Raw genomic sequence first — 16,119 nt, forward strand, 5'->3', positions numbered from 1 at the left:
AGCATAAAGTGAGCAGGGCCATGACATATTCGACGTCGTTCGGGACGGTTTCGTTTGGGGCAAAACTCTGGGGGGCACCACTTTTGGCCGCCACCTTGATGCTGGGGGCCTGTGACGAGCGTGAGGATTATCTGCCTGGTCCGCGCGAGGATGTCAGCGCCGTATTGCAAAACCCTGCGCTGGGCGCACCGGTTGAAAACACCGGTGTTGCGGAAAACACCAGCCGTCCGATTTCTCTCGGCGCGCCGAAATCCAACACCAGCTGGACCCACACCACCGGCACAGCCAAATACCGTCCGTCCCATCCAGCGCTGCGCGGGGCAGTGCAACTGGCATGGTCCGCGGATATCGGGGACGGTGACAGCCGCAAATTCCGCATTACGGCCGATCCGGTTGTAGATGCCGGCCGCGTCTTTACGCTGGATGCAGGGGCGACCGTCACGGCAACATCAACTTCGGGGGCCACATTGTGGAGCCGCGATTTGACGCCTGCCAGCGACAAGCAGGGGCAGGGCTCCGGCGGCGGGATGGCCGTTCAGGGCGACACGCTTTACGTCTCGATCGGATATGGCGTGTTGGCAGCGCTGGACGTTGCCACAGGTGGGGTGCGCTGGACGCAAGACCTTGATGCGTCCGGTTCCGGTGCGCCCACGGTTTACGGTGATCTGGTTTATTTGACCGCTGGCGATGACACAGGCTGGGCCGTAAACAAAACCGACGGCCGCATCGAATGGCAGACCAACGGCAGCACCAGCGTGAACAACGTGTTGGGCACACCTGCACCGGCGCTGACCGATCAGCTGGCAATCTTTTCTTACGGCTCGGGTGAAATTCAGGCTGTATTCCGGCAGGGGGGCTTGTCCCGCTGGACGTCTTCGGTACTTGGCAAACGCCCCGGTCGTGCGCTGTCGTCAATTTCCGACGTCACGTCTGCACCTGTGGTTTCAGGAGACCGCCTGTTTGTCGGCAACCAGTCCGGCCGCCTGTCCGCGCTAAGCCTTGGCAGTGGCGATAAAATCTGGACCGCCCGCGACGGTGCAATTGCGCCGGTCTGGCCGGCTGGCGGCAGCGTGTTTGTCATCTCCGATTTGAACGAACTTCTGCGTCTTGATGCGTCTGACGGCAGCCGGATCTGGGGCACTGCTTTGCCGAACTTTGTGAAATCGCGGCCAAAACGTCAGGCAACAGTGTTTGCCCATCATGGTCCGGTTGTGGCCGGTGGTCGCGTGATCGTCGCCTCCAACGACGGTGTGTTGCGCAGCTTTGACCCTGTTAACGGTGCATTAAGCGGCAGTGTCGAAATCCCCGGTGGGGCAACAACCGCGCCGGTCGTTGCCGGTGGCACCCTGTATGTGGTTTCGCGCAAAGGCCAATTGCTTGCTTTCCGTTGAGCGCGAAATGGTCTAAAGGCCAAGCTTGATCCGGCCCTGCGCGATGTATTTCGGGCCGATGGAGCTATGAAATGTCCTTTACCCTTGCCATCGTGGGCCGCCCGAATGTGGGCAAATCCACATTGTTCAACCGCCTTGTCGGCAAACGGCTTGCCCTCGTCGACGACCAGCCCGGCGTAACGCGCGATCTGCGCGAAGGTGCCGCGCGGCTGGCCGATCTGCGTTTTACAGTCATTGATACCGCCGGACTGGAGGAAGTCACCGACGACAGCCTGCAGGGCCGCATGCGCCGTCTGACGGAACGCGCGGTGGATATGGCCGACGTTTGTTTGTTCATGGTGGATGCGCGCGTCGGTATCACGCCATCCGATCTGGTCTTTGCAGACATCCTGCGCAAACGCTCCGCCCATGTGATTCTGGCTGCCAACAAGGCCGAAGGCAAAGCCGGCGAAGCGGGCGCACTTGAGGCCTATTCGCTGGGTCTGGGAGAGCCGATCAGCCTGTCCGCCGAGCATGGTGAAGGGTTGAACGACCTTTATTCGATGCTCGTGCCGCTGGCCGATGCGCATGCCGAGCGCGCAATGGACGATGCCCCAGAAACCGATGTCGATTTGAGCGAAGAAGACGAAGACGACGGTGATGCGGTGCCGGTGCCGACAAATGCCAAACCTTTGCAGGTCGCGGTTGTCGGGCGCCCGAATGCGGGTAAATCGACGCTGATCAACCAGATTTTGGGCGAGGATCGCCTGCTGACCGGCCCCGAAGCGGGGATCACCCGCGATGCGATTTCCCTGCGCAAGGAATGGAATGGCGTGCCGATGCGTATCTTTGATACCGCAGGCATGCGCAAAAAGGCCAAAGTGCAGGAAAAACTGGAGAAACTCAGCGTCTCCGACGGTCTGCGCGCAGTGAAATTCGCCGAGGTTGTTGTAGTTTTGCTGGATGCTGAAATCCCGTTTGAACAGCAGGATTTGCGCATCGCCGATCTGGCCGAACGCGAGGGCCGCGCGGTGATCATCGCGGTGAACAAATGGGACATCGAAGAGGACCGTCAGGCCAAGTTGAAAGGCCTCAAGGAAAGCTTTGAACGTTTGCTGCCACAGCTGCGCGGCGCGCCGCTGATCACGGTCAGTGCCAAAACGGGCAGGGGGCTGGACCGCCTGCACGAAGCCATCATGCGGGCCTATGAAACATGGAACCGCCGCGTGACCACAGCCCAGTTGAACCGCTGGCTTGCCGGCATGATGGAGGCGCATCCGCCCCCCGCGCCACAAGGCAAGCGCATCAAGCTGCGTTATATGACACAGGCCAAGACCCGTCCGCCGGGATTTGTGGTGATGTGCAGCCATCCTGACAAGGTGCCTGACAGCTACAGCCGCTATCTGGTGAATAACCTTCGGATCGATTTCGACATGCCGGGCACGCCGATTCGGTTGTGGATGCGCGGTCAGAACGATGCGAATCCCTATAAGGGCCGCAAGAAAGCACCGCCAAGCAAGCTGCGCAAACATACCGACGGGCGTCGCAAGGATTAGGGCGCGCGGAAACTTTCAAAGTTTCCGGCCGCTTTCTGTGAAAGAAAGCGCACAGCGCTTTACATTGCGCGAAATGCCTTGAGCGTGGGCACCAACATCACCAGTGCCCCGCCGCCCGCCACATAGGCCACGAGCGGTGTGGTTTCGAGATTCTGAACGATCACGGCGACCAATGCCCAGATCACTGCGATCCCATAGGTCGGCGCGCGCCCCAGAGCGCTTTGCACGAAGCACCCGATGACGATCGCAAGCCCGACAAAGACCAACGCAGCGGTCGTTTGATCCAGAAACCCGTACCCTGCCGCCAGCAATCCCAGTGATACGCATGAAGCCGCAGACAGCCAGCCCGCGTAAAGCCCGACAGGCCACGCGGCCCAAGTCTGATCATTGACCGGCGCGAGGAAAAGAGCGGCCAAGGCGCTGAGCAACATCACCCAGATCAACACGCTGGCCCATATCGGGCTGGCGACGGCCACGGCCAGCCATGCGGACCCGATAAGCAGGGATAAAGCCAAAGGTTTGCGCATGTCGTGCCATTGCCCGTCCTGATACGCTTTAACCAGTCCCCAGCCCAAGCCGATGATCAACCAGCCATAGATAACCCCCCAGATGGCGAAAGCATATCCGGCAGGCTGCACAGGCGGATTGTCCTGCGGCACAGGGAACTGGTTCGGGTCAAACCCCGCAAAACTCTCCACAAAAAGCGGCGATGCAGCAAAAAGCAAGCTCAGCAAAAAGCAGCCAAGGGCGAAAACAAAACGGGCGTTGGCCATGTCATGTCCTTTCGGTCCGGTTTCGCAATCAAACCTAGACCGTCAGGACATAAATGCAAATCTTGCCTGACCGTTTTTAGGCCAGGTTCCCTTCGGCGGTCAGCGTGGTCTTGCCGCCCAGATAGGGCGCAAGCACTGCCGGCAAGGCAACCGAGCCATCGGCCTGCTGGCCGTTTTCCAGCACTGCAATCAGGCACCGCCCTACGGCCAAACCCGACCCGTTCAGCGTATGTACGAATTGCGGTTTGCCGCCATCCTTGGGTTTGAACCGCGCGTTCATCCGACGTGCCTGAAAATCACCCGTTGTCGAAACCGAAGAAATCTCGCGGTAGGTATTTTGTCCCGGGACCCAAGCTTCGATGTCAAAGGTGCGGCGCGCGCCAAACCCCATGTCACCCGTGCACAGCAGAACCGTGCGGTACGGAATGCCCAATCGTTCCAGAATATCCTCTGCACAACGCAGCATGCGCTTTTGCTCGTTATCGCTTTCTTCGGGCATCGTGACGCTGACCATTTCGACCTTTTCGAACTGGTGCTGGCGCAACATGCCGGACGTGTCGCGGCCCGCCGACCCCGCTTCGGAGCGGAAACACAGCGTATGTGCCGTATAGCGGCGGGGCAGGCTTGCTTCCTCGACCACATCGCCCGCGACCGTATAGGTCAACGGCACTTCAGAGGTCGGCACCAGCCACATGCCCTCGGAGGTTTGATAGCTGTCTTCGCCAAATTTCGGCAGTTTATCAGTGCCATACATGGCATCATCGCCCACCAGCACGGGCGGGTTCACTTCGGTCAGGCCATTTTCATCGACATGGGTATCCAGCATGAACTGCGCCAGTGCGCGGTGGATGCGGGCCACAGCACCGGACAGCAAAACAAACCGGCTGCCGGAAATCTTGGCAGCGGTTTCAAAATCCATCGAGGGCGCGACGCCCTTGATCTCAAAATGCTCAACCGGTTTGAAATCAAATGCAGGGATATCACCCCATTTCTTGACTTCGGCGTTGTCATTTTCATCCGCGCCTTGGGGCACATCTTCGGCGGGGCTGTTGGGGATGCGGGCCAGCATGTCGGTCAACTCGGCGTCCAGCGCCTTGGCCTCGGCCTGCATCGCGGCGACTTCTTCTTTCTTTTCGCCGACCAGCGCACGCAGCCGCTCGAACTCGGCTTCGTCGCCTTTGGCCTTGGCGGCACCCACCAGTTTGGACGCCTTGTTCTGCTCGGCCTGTGCCGCCTCTGCCGCGCCGATTTTTTCGCGTCGTGCCGTGTCAAGTTTCAGGATCGCGCCCGACATGGGCGCATCCCCGCGCCGCGCAAGGGCGGCGTCAAAGGCTTCGGGCGTGTCGCGGATGGCGCGGATGTCGTGCATGGGGGCAGTCCTTGGGTTTGAGTCGTATTAGGCGCGTTATGCCCTAAACCGCGCGCAGGTGGTAGACGTCTTGCGCCTTTGCGGCCCTTGCAAAACTGTCCACCCAATTCCCCCTTTGCACCTTGCACACACCCCACACCGCGCTTAGGTTCTGGCAAACTTCGAGAGGCAGCGGATTTCTGCCTCCTTCTGCGTATAAAAGGACTAAACGATGGCCGGTATCGAGCAATTCATCCCCCTTATTCTGATCTTCGCGATCATGTATTTCCTGCTGATCCGTCCGCAGCAAAAGAAGGTCAAGGAACACGCGGCGATGGTTGCGGCGCTGCGCCGCGGCGATCAGGTGGTGACGCAAGGCGGCATCATCGGCAAGGTCGTCAAGGTGAAAGATGACGGCGAACTGGAAGTTGAAGTGGCCGATGGCGTGAAAATCCGCGTGATCCAGTCCACCATCGCGACGGTTATTTCCAAGACCGAACCCGCGAAATAATCCACCCCCCACGCCAAAACCGCCAGCTTGAGAGAGGGCGCTGATATGCTTCAGATAGATCTGTGGAAACGGATTTTGATCGCGCTTACCTGTGCGCTTGGAATTTGGCTGGCTTTGCCGAATGCGTTTTATGCGCCGGTCGAGCAACATAACGACGCGGTTGCCGAGATCGAGCTTTCGGGCAGCACAGAAGCCTTGGAAGCGCAAAAGGCGCTTTGGCCGGAATGGATGCCCTCGCAGTTGGTCAACCTCGGGCTGGACCTGCGCGGTGGTGCACATTTGCTGGCCGAAGTGCGTGTTGAAGAAGTTTACGCAAACCGGATGGCCGCACAATGGCCCGAAGTGCGTGACGCGCTGCGCAGTTTGACCCCTGTGCGCCGGCAGCAATCGCCGGCGGATGAATTGCGGGTGCGCCTGAATGATGAAACCAAGATGGCCGAAGCGATGGAAATCGTGCGCGGTCTGGCGCGACCGGTGGCTACGCTAACGGGCGCGGGCGGTACGGATATTGACGTGCGCGGCGATGCGGGTGTGATCATCGTGACCCTGTCGGAGGCTGAAAAGCAGGCGACCAACGAACGCACAATGCAGCAATCACTTGAGATTATCCGCCGCCGGATCGACGAGGTTGGCACCCGCGAACCCACGATCCAGCGTCAGGGGGCCGAACGTATCCTGATTCAGGTGCCGGGCATCGGGTCTGCTGCCGAGTTGAAAGAGATCATCGGCACGACGGCACAGCTGACGTTCAGCCCTGTGGTCAGCCGCGGATCTGACGCCAATGCCAACCCCGGTATCGGGAACAAACTGATCCCCTCAGTCGACGAACCGGGTGCGTATTACGTCGTTGAAACTGCGCCGGTCGTAACCGGCGAAGAACTGGTCGATGCGCAACCCAGCTTTGACCAGAACGGCCGGCCTGCCGTGTCCTTCCGGTTTAACACATCTGGCGCGCGCAAATTTGGCGATTACACAGCGGCGAATATCGGATCGCCTTTTGCGATTGTGCTGGATGACGAAGTAATCAGCGCCCCAACCATCCAAAGCCATATTCCCGGCGGTTCGGGCATTATCACCGGCAACTTCGATGTCGAAACCTCGACCAATCTTGCAATCCTGCTGCGGGCAGGGGCCTTGCCTGCGGGGCTTGATTTCCTTGAGGAACGCACCGTCGGGCCGGAACTGGGACAAGACAGCATCGACGCGGGCAAGATCGCGACGATCGTGGCCTTTGTTGCCGTGTTGTTTTTCATGTTCGTCAGCTACGGCCTGTTCGGTGTCTTCGCCAATATCGCCCTGATCATCAACGTCGCGATGATCTTTGGCCTGCTCAGCCTTGTGGGGGCCACGCTGACCCTGCCGGGGATCGCGGGCATCGTTTTGACGGTGGGTATGGCGGTGGACGCCAACGTGTTGATCTTTGAGCGTATCCGCGAAGAGCTTAAAACAGCAAAAGGGCCGGCGCGCGCGATCTCGCTGGGGTATGAGAAAGCCTTGTCCGCGATCATTGACGCGAACATCACCACGCTAATCACCGCTGTGATCCTGTTTGTCATGGGGTCCGGGCCGGTGCGCGGTTTTGCGATCACGCTTGGCTTTGGCATCATCACCTCGGTCTTTACAGCGATCTTTGTCACCCGCCTGTTGGTGGTGATCTGGTTTGAACGGGCACGTCCCAAAACGATTGAGGTTTAAGACATGCGTCTGCGTCTGTTCAACGAAGCACCGAATTTTGATTTCTTTAGCCGCTGGAAGATCTGGCTGGGCATTTCCGGCTTGATGATGATCGTCGCCTTCGGGTCGTTCCTGATGCAAGGGCTGAACTATGGTATCGACTTCCGCGGCGGCACGACCATCCGTTCCGAAAGCCCGATGGCTGTGGACATTGCCGAATACCGCGGTGCCATTGACGCATTGGGGCTTGGTGATGTCAGCATCACCGAAGTTTTCGACCCCTCGTTTCGCGACGATCAGAACGTGGCGATGATCCGCATTCAGGCGCAAGACGGCCAAGAGGCGGTAACCACCGATGTAATCGAAGCGGTCGAGGGCGCGCTACAATCCGTGCGCCCCGATATCAAGTTTACCTCGGTCGAATCGGTCGGGCCGAAAGTCTCGGGCGAATTGATCCAGACGGCTGTAATCGCGGTGGTTTTGGCCATTGGTGCGGTGCTGATCTATATCTGGCTGCGCTTCGAATGGCAGTTTGCGGCGGGGGCTGTACTGGCGCTTGTGCATGATGTGATCCTGACAATCGGCATCTTTTCGGAACTGCAAATCCGCTTTGATCTGGCCATTATTGCCGCGCTTTTGACCATTGTGGGCTATTCGTTGAACGATACGGTTGTGGTCTTTGACCGCGTTCGCGAGAACCTGCGCAAATACAAGAAACGCGATCTTAAGGATGTGTTGAACCTGTCGATCAACGAAACCATGGCGCGTACTTTCATGACGTCTTTCACGACATTGATCGCGTTGATTGCGTTGTTTGTGCTGGGCGGTGACGTGATCCGCGGGTTCGTCTTTGCGATGATCTGGGGCGTGATTGTTGGTACATATTCGTCGATCTTCGTGGCCTCAGCGATCCTGCTGTACCTTGGTGTGAAACGTGACTGGTCCAAGCCTGATGCGAATGCCGGCAACCAATACGCCAATATCGATGCTTGATAGGGCGCGCTAAAGCGTCCGAAACATCGGGGGATTTGCTAGAATGAAACCGGCGGATCATCCTGACCCAAAGCTATTTCTGCGGCCGGTCTGTTTCGCAGGTCCGGTTTCGGCTAAGATCGTGGTGCCGCGTTGAAAAGGGAAACCCATGCGCCTGAACGAGATCTCTTATAATGATTCGGCACCGATAGACGGCTATGGCCCCGGATTTTTCCGCATCGGCGGAAATTTGATTAACGGACCGGTAATTACCGGTCCGCTTGGTACGCACAGCTGGGCAGGTCTTGGTGATACCGACGCTTTGATTGCGCTCAAGGATCTGGTGGACGTTCTGTTTGTCGGTACTGGTGCGGATGTTGCGCATTTACCCGATGACGTGCTGGACGCGCTGCAAGAGGTCGGTTTGGGCGTTGAGGCCATGTCCTCCCCCGCCGCGTGCCGAACCTATAATGTGCTGCTGAGCGAAGGGCGCCGGGTTGCGCTGGCTTTGATCCCGGTCTGATCCCCAATGATGTTGAGCGCCCAGAACCTGACCCTTGCGCGTGGCGGTGTGCCGGTCATTGCAGGGCTGGATTTTGCGCTGGCGGCCGGGCAGGCCTTGATCCTGCGCGGTCCGAACGGGGCGGGTAAAACGACCTTGCTTCGCACCATCGCAGGGCTGCAAGCGCCGGTCAGCGGCACCATTTCGGGCGCGGACGACGCCATAGCCTATGCTGGCCACGCCGACGGGATCAAAGCGATGCTAAGCGTGCGTGAAAACCTTCAATTCTGGGCGCAGGTTTTTGGCGGGGGCGCGATTGATGCGGCGCTTGATGCCTATGCACTGCACCCGTTGGCGGATCGTCTGGCTGGCACTTTATCGGCGGGCCAGAAACGCCGGTTGGGTTTGTCGCGCCTGTTGGTGACGGGCTGTCCGGTCTGGGTGCTCGATGAACCTACTGTGTCCTTGGACGTTGACGCCGTTGCGATGTTTGCGAGTGCCGTTCGGGCCCATCTGGCATCGGGTGGCGCGGCCCTGATCGCCACTCATATTGATCTTGGCCTTGAAGCCGAAGTGCTTGATATCACACCCTTTCGCGCCAAACCTGATCACTTTTCCGGTGCCAGCGACGAGGCCTTCCTGTGATTGCCCTGTTGCTGCGTGACCTGCGGCTCGCCTTTCGGGCTGGTGGCGGTTTTGGTCTTGGTCTCGCGTTTTTCCTGATCGTCACAACCTTGGTTCCATTCAGTGTCGGGCCCACATCGGCTTTGCTGGGCAGTATCGCGCCGGGTGTGTTGTGGCTCGGGGCACTGCTGGCCTGTTTGCTGTCGCTTGATCGCCTTTTGGCGCTGGATTACGAGGATGGCACGCTCGACCTGCTGCTGACGGCCCCTTTGCCGCTGGAGGCAGCCGTCAGCGTCAAAGCCCTCGCGCATTGGTTGACCACGGGGCTGCCCTTGGTCTTGGCCGCACCGGTGCTGGGTGTTTTGCTGAATCTGCCCGCATCGGGATATGGCTGGCTGGTTCTGTCGCTGGCCCTTGGCACGCCGGCCCTGTCGGTCATTGGCACCTTTGGGGCCGCGCTGACTGTCGGTATCAAACGCGGGGGGTTGTTGTTGTCCTTGCTGGTGTTGCCGCTTTACGTGCCAACGCTGATTTTCGGGGCGGAGGCGGCGCGGCGCGGTTCGATGGGGCTTGACCCGTCGACGCCCTTGCTGATGCTGGCAGGGATCACTTTGGGCACCATCGCCTTGATGCCCTTTGCCAGTGCTGCGGTGTTGCGGATGGGGCTGCGATAGATGGCTCACGACACTGCGATCATTTGCCCATTGAGGGTGCCAAACGGGAAGAATAGATAAGCGCTATGTCGATCTGGTCTTATGCAAATCCGGTCAAGTTCTTGGCCCTTAGCGCGAAACTGCAACCCTACCTTTGGGCGGCGGCGGCATTCTGTATCTGCACAGGCTTGATTTGGGGGTTCTTCGGCACGCCTGATGATTATCGTCAGGGGTCCACAGTCAAAATCATTTACCTGCATGTGCCGTCCGCGCTGATGGCGATTAACGCGTGGTTCATGATGTTGCTCACCTCGCTGATCTGGCTGGTGCGCCGGCATCACGTCAGCGCACTGGCGGCCAAGGCGGCTGCACCTGTCGGCCTTGTAATGACTCTTATCGCGTTGATTACAGGGGCAATCTGGGGCCAGCCGATGTGGGGCACGTGGTGGGCGTGGGATCCGCGACTGACATCATTTTTGATCTTGTTCCTGTTCTATCTAGGCTACATCGCCCTTTGGGAAGCGGTGGAAGACCCGGACACGGCGGCGGATCTGACGTCAGTGCTGTGTCTGGTTGGATCTGTCTTTGCGGTGTTGTCGCGCTATGCGGTGCAGTTCTGGAACCAAGGGCTGCATCAGGGCACATCGGTGCCGATGGCGACAGGCGGACGTACGGTATCGGATGTCTTTTTCGTGCCCTTGATGATCTCGATGATCGGTTTTGGCTTATTGTTTGTCGCCCTTGTCTTGTATCGCACAGGCACAGAAATCAGGTTGCGGCGCGCCCAAGCGCTGCGCAGCCGGCAGGAGCGGGAACTATGATGCCGGATCTTGGAAAATACGCGGTCGAAGTTGTATCGGCCTATGGCGCATCGCTGATCTTGCTCGCCGTCCTGCTTGGCATGACAGTGCGCCGTGGTCGCAAGGCGCGCGCGGAACTGGCACAGGTTGAAGCGGATGCAAATCGCGAGGCAGTAAAAAATGGCTAGGTTTTCACCGCTTATGCTGGCGCCGCCGGTGATATTTGCAGGCTTCGTCGCCTTGGCCGCGGTGGGCATGTACCGCGACGATCCACAAGGTTTGCCATCCACATTGGTGGGGCGGGCGGCACCTGAACTGCCCGCCGACCCCTTGCCGGGCTTTGCCTTTGCGACCCCCGATATGGTTGCGTCGGGCGAGGTGACACTGGTGAATTTCTGGGCCAGCTGGTGCCCGCCGTGCCGCGCCGAACACCCCAAGCTGCTGGAGATGGAAGCGCAGGGCCTGCCGATCATCGGTATTAATTTCAAAGACACGGCTGCAAATGCGACCAAATACCTGACCGAAGATGACAATCCGTTTGCCGGTATCGGCTTTGATCCCAAAGGGCGTACCGCGATTAACTGGGGTGTGACCGCCCCGCCTGAAACCTTCATTCTGGACGGCGATGGTACGGTTCTGTTCCGATTTGCCGGACCCTTGATCGGCAGCGATTATGAACAGCGTTTTTTACCGGCGTTGGAAGCGGCGATGGCGGACTAACGCGTACCGGCTTGCTGTTGAAGTCACCTGCGTGAGTTTATCGGCAAGATGACGTTCGGACGTTAAAGTCTGTAGCCTCCCGATACGGTGATAACTTCGCCAGTGATAAATCCGGCAGCGTCAGAAGCAAGGAAGCGCGCAACATTAGCGATGTCTTGCGGAACGCCGGATCGCCCCAGCGCGGTCATGTCGACAAAGGCTTTGACCAGCTCAGGGGGGCGGGGGGCCTCGCTGCGTTCGATGGCACCGGGGGCGATGGCGTTGACGCGGATGCCTTTGGGACCGAGCGTTTTAGCCATGCCGCGTGTCCATGTGTTCACCGCCGCTTTGCTGGCGGAATACCCCACGGCACCCATCGCGGGCAGTTCTGCGTTCACCGATGAAATATTGATCACACTTGCGCCGCTGTGCAGGTGAGGCAGGGCGGCATCAAGCAGTTTCATGGGGGCAGTAAGGTTCACGGCAAAAGTACGCATCGGATCATCATCATCCATGGCGATGTCGCCGGCGTTGTTAATGAGGACATCCAAACGGCCCAGCCGCGTGACGACCTGTTGAACAACATCCGTTGCAACATCGGGCTGCGATAGGTCCGCAGGCAAGGCGAGGACATCGGGGCAATCGCGCAGCAGCGCATCCGGCGGTGTGCTGTGATAAGTGACAGCAACGGTGTGATCGGGGGCCAGTTCGGCAGCGATGGCACGGCCGATGCCACGGGCACCGCCGGTGATCAGGGCGACAGGTTTCATCCACAGTCCTTTCGGCATCGGGTTCGCCTGTCAGGATAACGAAAAAGGCCCCCGCTACAATGCGCAGCGGGGGCCTTTATCCTGTGTCAGTACCGTGGCTTATTCAGCTGCGATCGCGTCGCCCTTGGCCAGATCGCGCAGAACGTAGTGCAACACGCCGCCGTGCTCGATGTATTCGATCTCAATCGCAGTATCGATGCGGCATTTCAGAGTGATCTCTTTCACGGTGCCGTCCGCCATTGTGATGGTGCAAGGCACTTCCTGAAGTGGCTTGATGGTGTCGAGACCGGAAATAGAAACAGTCTCTTCGCCTGTCAGGCCAAGGCTCTTGCGCGTATCACCATTGGTGAATTCGAACGGAATGACGCCCATGCCAACGAGGTTGGAGCGGTGAATACGCTCAAAGCTCTCGGCGATAACCGCCTTCACACCCAGCAACGCTGTACCTTTGGCCGCCCAGTCACGGGAAGAACCCGCGCCATACTGCTCACCGCCGAAGATCACCAGCGGTGTGCCCGCTGCCTGATGCGCCATGGCCGCGTCATAGATAGAGGTCTGTGCGCCATCCGGGCCTTTGGTATAGCCACCCTCGACACCGTCCAGCATCTCGTTCTTGATGCGGATGTTGGCGAATGTGCCACGCATCATAACCTCATGGTTACCACGGCGCGAACCGTAGGAGTTGAATTCGCGCGGGGAAACCTGACGGTCGGTCAGGTACTTACCGGCTGGCGTTTCTTCCTTAAAGGAACCGGCAGGGGAGATGTGGTCGGTGGTGATCATATCGCCCAAAACAGCCAGTACTTTCGCGCCTTCGATGTTGGTGATCACGCCCGGCTCTGGTGACATGCCCTGGAAGTAAGGCGGGTTCTGGACGTAAGTGGAGGCTGGTGGCCAATCGTAGGTTTTGGCATCCGTGATCTCGACGCCCTGCCACTTTTCGTCACCCTTAAAGACGTCTGCGTACTTGGTCTGGAACGCTTCGCGCGTAACGGTCTGTTCAACCAGCTCGGCAACTTCTTGCGTTGTTGGCCAGATGTCGCGCAGGTAAACGTCATTGCCGTCTTTGTCCTGACCCAGCGGGCTGTTGGCCAGATCGTGGTTCAGATCACCGACCAGCGCATAGGCCACAACCAGCGGAGGCGACGCGAGGTAGTTTGCACGCACATCAGGTGAGATGCGGCCCTCAAAGTTGCGGTTGCCGGACAGGATCGAGGTGCCGATCAGGTCATAATCGTTGATCGCCTTGCTGATCGCAGGCTCCAGCGGGCCGGAGTTGCCGATACAAGTCGTACAACCGTAACCGACGAGGTTGAAACCAATCGCATCAAGGTCTTCTTGCAGGTTGGCGGCCTCAAGATAGGCGCTCACAACCTGCGAGCCCGGTGCCAGCGACGTCTTGACCCAAGGCTTGCGAGTCAGACCCAATGCGCGGGCTTTGCGGGCCACCAGACCGGCACCGATCATCACATAGGGGTTGGATGTGTTGGTGCAGGATGTGATCGACGCAATCACGATAGAGCCGTCGTGCAGCTGGTAGTGGCCATCGTCGGTCATCACGTAGCCACGGTTGTGGTGGCCTTCGTCACCGGGGATGTCCTGTGGCTCGGGCTGACCGCCTTCACCTTCCCAACGGATTTCCTCTTTGACGGTGGCGTCTTTGCCTTCGCGCACGCCTTTGACGTATTCGGCAAATGCGGTGTGCGCGGATGTCAGCGCGATGTAGTCTTGCGGACGCTTCGGACCGGAGATCGCAGGCACGATAGTGCCCATGTCTAGGGACAACGTATCGGTATAGATCGGTGCGTAATCCGCATCACGCCACATGCCGTTTTCCTTGGCGTAGGCTTCAACCAGTGCAATCCGGTCTTCGTCCCGGCCCGTGGTGCGCATGTAGCGCAGGGTTTCGCCGTCGATCGGGAAGAAGCCACAGGTCGCGCCGTATTCCGGTGCCATGTTGGCGATGGTTGCGCGGTCCGCCAGTGGCAGGTGGTCAAGACCCTCACCGTAGAATTCGACGAACTTGCTGACCACGCCTTTTTCACGCAGCATTTCAACAACTTTCAGCACAAGGTCGGTACCTGTGGTGCCTTCCATCATGCGGCCTGTCAGCTCGAAGCCGACGACTTCGGGGATCAGCATTGAAATCGGCTGTCCCAGCATCGCGGCTTCGGCTTCGATACCGCCAACGCCCCAGCCCAGAACGGCCATGCCGTTGACCATGGTGGTGTGGCTGTCGGTGCCGACCAGCGTATCAGGGTATGCCACGTCTTCGCCGTTCTGGTCTTTGTCGGTCCAGACTGTTTGTGCCAAATACTCAAGGTTTACCTGGTGACAAATGCCGGTGCCGGGGGGCACAACGCGGAAGTTGTTAAACGCTTTCTGGCCCCACTTGAGGAAGGTGTAGCGTTCCATGTTGCGTTCATATTCGCGGTCGACGTTCATCTGGAAGGCACGCGGATTGCCGAATTCATCGATCATAACAGAGTGGTCGATGACCAGATCGACAGGGTTCAGCGGGTTGATCTTTTCCGCGTCGCCGCCCAACGCCACCAGACCGTCGCGCATCGCGGCGAGGTCAACAACGGCTGGAACACCGGTGAAATCCTGCATCAGAACGCGGGCAGGGCGATACGCAATCTCGCGCGGGTTCTGGCCGCCCTTGGCACCCCATTCGGCAAACGCCTTAATGTCATCGACGGTAACGGTTTTGCCGTCCTCAAAGCGCAACATGTTTTCCAACACGACTTTCAACGCGGCAGGCAGTTTCGAGAAATCGCCAAGCCCGGCTTCCTGAGCGGCGGGAATGGAGTAATAGGCGATTGTCTGGTCACCGGCGGTGATCGTTTTACGTGTCTTGGCTGTGTCCTGTCCGACTTGAATGGTCATGGAACGGTCCCTTTCTGGGCTGCTGGCTATGGGATGTTGGGGCCTAAATGCCACTCTCTGGCAGGCTAATCAACCACTATTCATGGGGTTTGGGTATATTTGTATACCATGGTGTACAAAAAATGAATAAATTCACGGCAATCGTGACAGGCTTTTCAAGAAACCTTGATTGGTTATTTCACCTGTTGGCGTTTAACTATGGTTCTACCGTCCCTTCTTAACACCGGAATCACATGAAACCGATCGTCCCTGCCTTTCTTGCCGCGATGTTTGCTTTGGCCGCCCCCGTTCTTGCGCAGGACAATCCTGTGGTGGTTGAGCTTTACACCTCGCAAGGCTGTTCCAGCTGTCCGCCGGCCGATGCGATTCTGCATGAACTTGCCGGCCGCGATGATGTAATCGCGCTGGCGCTGCATGTGGATTACTGGGACTATATCGGATGGAAAGACCCGTTTGGCGACCCGGCCCATGCGGCGCGTCAACGGGCCTATGCAGCGGCGGGCAACCGCAGGTCTGTCTATACGCCGGAGATGGTTGTCGGCGGGGTGACGGATATCGTCGGGGCAAAGCCGATGAAACTGTCCAAAGCAATCGCCGAACATGCCAGCGCGCCGGCGCAGGTGGCCGTGAATCTGGTGCGCTCAGGCGACACCCTGAGGATCGATGCCACTGCTTTGGACCGGATTGATGGGCCGTTGACGGTGCATATGCTGCGCTATACCCCGAGCCGGACAACCGAGATCAAGCGGGGCGAAAACCGGGGCAAGACCTTGGAAAACGCCAATATTGTCGAGGGTTGGACCGTATTGGGCACATGGGATGGTGTTGATCCCTTGTCGATGAGCACATCCATTTCAGGCGACAAGCCGGCTGTGATCATCCTGCAAGAGGCAGAGGTCGGTCCGATTGTCGCCGCCGCGCGGCTGCGGTAGGCGGGCTTTCCTTACAAGGAAAGCGGCTAGGCTTTTGCAAAAGCCT

16 protein-coding genes are annotated in these 16,119 nt (G+C 58.8%); 12 read left to right on the top strand and 4 right to left on the bottom strand.

Annotation, left to right across the window (positions count from 1 at the left end; genetic code table 11):
* Window positions 1-20: 20 nt before the first annotated feature.
* On the top strand, window positions 21-1,391 hold the full coding sequence (locus Z947_RS0109950) for a PQQ-like beta-propeller repeat protein (RefSeq protein WP_025044160.1): 1,371 nt from the start codon (window positions 21-23) through the stop codon (window positions 1,389-1,391).
* A 71-nt stretch (window positions 1,392-1,462) separates the two neighbouring features.
* Window positions 1,463-2,926: a ribosome biogenesis GTPase Der gene (gene der / locus Z947_RS0109955; protein ID WP_025044161.1), complete on the top strand. Its 1,464-nt coding sequence runs from the start codon at window positions 1,463-1,465 to the stop codon at window positions 2,924-2,926.
* Between the two features lie 59 nt (window positions 2,927-2,985).
* Here der and Z947_RS0109960 read toward each other — a convergent pair whose 3' ends face one another.
* Both Z947_RS0109960 and serS read right to left on the bottom strand, forming a co-directional pair.
* Window positions 2,986-3,699 (bottom strand): tryptophan-rich sensory protein, encoded by a 714-nt coding sequence (locus tag Z947_RS0109960; RefSeq protein ID WP_025044162.1) that lies wholly within the window; start codon window positions 3,697-3,699, stop codon window positions 2,986-2,988.
* A gap of 76 nt (window positions 3,700-3,775) precedes the next feature.
* The gene (serS, locus tag Z947_RS0109965; RefSeq protein WP_025044163.1) at window positions 3,776-5,068 is read right to left on the bottom strand and encodes a serine--tRNA ligase; all 1,293 of its coding nucleotides are present in this window, start codon (window positions 5,066-5,068) and stop codon (window positions 3,776-3,778) included.
* A gap of 211 nt (window positions 5,069-5,279) precedes the next feature.
* Here serS and yajC point away from each other — a divergent pair, with 211 nt between their 5' ends.
* From yajC to Z947_RS0110010, 9 genes are all read left to right on the top strand, one after another.
* Window positions 5,280-5,558, top strand: a complete 279-nt coding sequence (gene yajC, locus Z947_RS0109970; protein WP_025044164.1) for a preprotein translocase subunit YajC — start codon at window positions 5,280-5,282, stop codon at window positions 5,556-5,558.
* A 45-nt stretch (window positions 5,559-5,603) separates the two neighbouring features.
* Entirely contained in the window at window positions 5,604-7,253 is a 1,650-nt protein-coding gene (secD, locus tag Z947_RS0109975) for a protein translocase subunit SecD (RefSeq protein ID WP_025044165.1), read from the top strand.
* 3 nt (window positions 7,254-7,256) lie between these two features.
* Window positions 7,257-8,225, top strand: a complete 969-nt coding sequence (secF, locus tag Z947_RS0109980) for a protein translocase subunit SecF (RefSeq protein ID WP_025044166.1) — start codon at window positions 7,257-7,259, stop codon at window positions 8,223-8,225.
* A 148-nt stretch (window positions 8,226-8,373) separates the two neighbouring features.
* On the top strand, window positions 8,374-8,727 hold the full coding sequence (locus Z947_RS0109985) for an Mth938-like domain-containing protein (protein ID WP_025044167.1): 354 nt from the start codon (window positions 8,374-8,376) through the stop codon (window positions 8,725-8,727).
* Between the two features lie 6 nt (window positions 8,728-8,733).
* Window positions 8,734-9,351, top strand: a complete 618-nt coding sequence (gene ccmA / locus Z947_RS0109990; protein WP_025044168.1) for a heme ABC exporter ATP-binding protein CcmA — start codon at window positions 8,734-8,736, stop codon at window positions 9,349-9,351.
* Window positions 9,348-10,004: a heme exporter protein CcmB gene (ccmB, locus tag Z947_RS0109995; protein WP_025044169.1), complete on the top strand. Its 657-nt coding sequence runs from the start codon at window positions 9,348-9,350 to the stop codon at window positions 10,002-10,004. Before ccmA ends, ccmB begins: the two co-directional genes overlap by 4 nt.
* A gap of 65 nt (window positions 10,005-10,069) precedes the next feature.
* Entirely contained in the window at window positions 10,070-10,804 is a 735-nt protein-coding gene (locus Z947_RS0110000; protein ID WP_025044170.1) for a heme ABC transporter permease, read from the top strand.
* Window positions 10,801-10,971: a heme exporter protein CcmD gene (gene ccmD, locus Z947_RS0110005; RefSeq protein ID WP_037938836.1), complete on the top strand. Its 171-nt coding sequence runs from the start codon at window positions 10,801-10,803 to the stop codon at window positions 10,969-10,971. The genes Z947_RS0110000 and ccmD overlap by 4 nt, the downstream gene beginning before the upstream one ends.
* A complete protein-coding gene (locus Z947_RS0110010) occupies window positions 10,964-11,503 on the top strand; it encodes a DsbE family thiol:disulfide interchange protein (protein WP_037938838.1) in 540 nt (179 codons plus the stop codon). Before ccmD ends, Z947_RS0110010 begins: the two co-directional genes overlap by 8 nt.
* Before the next feature lie 62 nt (window positions 11,504-11,565).
* On the opposite strand, the gene Z947_RS0110015 is transcribed toward Z947_RS0110010, so the two are convergent.
* Together Z947_RS0110015 and acnA are read right to left on the bottom strand one after the other, a co-directional pair.
* Window positions 11,566-12,252: an SDR family NAD(P)-dependent oxidoreductase gene (locus Z947_RS0110015; RefSeq protein ID WP_025044173.1), complete on the bottom strand. Its 687-nt coding sequence runs from the start codon at window positions 12,250-12,252 to the stop codon at window positions 11,566-11,568.
* A gap of 99 nt (window positions 12,253-12,351) precedes the next feature.
* Window positions 12,352-15,141, bottom strand: coding sequence for an aconitate hydratase AcnA (gene acnA, locus Z947_RS0110020; protein ID WP_025044174.1), 2,790 nt, complete (start codon window positions 15,139-15,141; stop codon window positions 12,352-12,354).
* Between the two features lie 233 nt (window positions 15,142-15,374).
* Between acnA and Z947_RS0110025 the strand changes: the two genes are divergently transcribed.
* Window positions 15,375-16,073: a DUF1223 domain-containing protein gene (locus Z947_RS0110025; protein WP_025044175.1), complete on the top strand. Its 699-nt coding sequence runs from the start codon at window positions 15,375-15,377 to the stop codon at window positions 16,071-16,073.
* Window positions 16,074-16,119: the final 46 nt, after the last annotated feature.

It is taken from the genome of Sulfitobacter geojensis (assembly GCF_000622325.1).
GTDB lineage: Bacteria > Pseudomonadota > Alphaproteobacteria > Rhodobacterales > Rhodobacteraceae > Sulfitobacter > Sulfitobacter geojensis.

What these genes read in the sequence shown, in the direction of transcription:
- Z947_RS0110000 (WP_025044170.1), top strand. Translation starts at nt 10,070, where the DNA reads ATGTCGATCTGGTCTTATGCAAATCCGGTCAAGTTCTTGGCCCTTAGC.
- secD (WP_025044165.1), top strand. Translation starts at nt 5,604, where the DNA reads ATGCTTCAGATAGATCTGTGGAAACGGATTTTGATCGCGCTTACCTGT.
- serS (WP_025044163.1), bottom strand. Translation starts at nt 5,068, where the DNA reads ATGCACGACATCCGCGCCATCCGCGACACGCCCGAAGCCTTTGACGCC.
- yajC (WP_025044164.1), top strand. Translation starts at nt 5,280, where the DNA reads ATGGCCGGTATCGAGCAATTCATCCCCCTTATTCTGATCTTCGCGATC.
- Z947_RS0110010 (WP_037938838.1), top strand. Translation starts at nt 10,964, where the DNA reads ATGGCTAGGTTTTCACCGCTTATGCTGGCGCCGCCGGTGATATTTGCA.
- ccmD (WP_037938836.1), top strand. Translation starts at nt 10,801, where the DNA reads ATGATGCCGGATCTTGGAAAATACGCGGTCGAAGTTGTATCGGCCTAT.
- Z947_RS0109960 (WP_025044162.1), bottom strand. Translation starts at nt 3,699, where the DNA reads ATGGCCAACGCCCGTTTTGTTTTCGCCCTTGGCTGCTTTTTGCTGAGC.
- acnA (WP_025044174.1), bottom strand. Translation starts at nt 15,141, where the DNA reads ATGACCATTCAAGTCGGACAGGACACAGCCAAGACACGTAAAACGATC.
- ccmA (WP_025044168.1), top strand. Translation starts at nt 8,734, where the DNA reads ATGATGTTGAGCGCCCAGAACCTGACCCTTGCGCGTGGCGGTGTGCCG.
- der (WP_025044161.1), top strand. Translation starts at nt 1,463, where the DNA reads ATGTCCTTTACCCTTGCCATCGTGGGCCGCCCGAATGTGGGCAAATCC.
- Z947_RS0110015 (WP_025044173.1), bottom strand. Translation starts at nt 12,252, where the DNA reads ATGAAACCTGTCGCCCTGATCACCGGCGGTGCCCGTGGCATCGGCCGT.
- Z947_RS0109985 (WP_025044167.1), top strand. Translation starts at nt 8,374, where the DNA reads ATGCGCCTGAACGAGATCTCTTATAATGATTCGGCACCGATAGACGGC.
- secF (WP_025044166.1), top strand. Translation starts at nt 7,257, where the DNA reads ATGCGTCTGCGTCTGTTCAACGAAGCACCGAATTTTGATTTCTTTAGC.
- Z947_RS0110025 (WP_025044175.1), top strand. Translation starts at nt 15,375, where the DNA reads ATGAAACCGATCGTCCCTGCCTTTCTTGCCGCGATGTTTGCTTTGGCC.
- Z947_RS0109950 (WP_025044160.1), top strand. Translation starts at nt 21, where the DNA reads ATGACATATTCGACGTCGTTCGGGACGGTTTCGTTTGGGGCAAAACTC.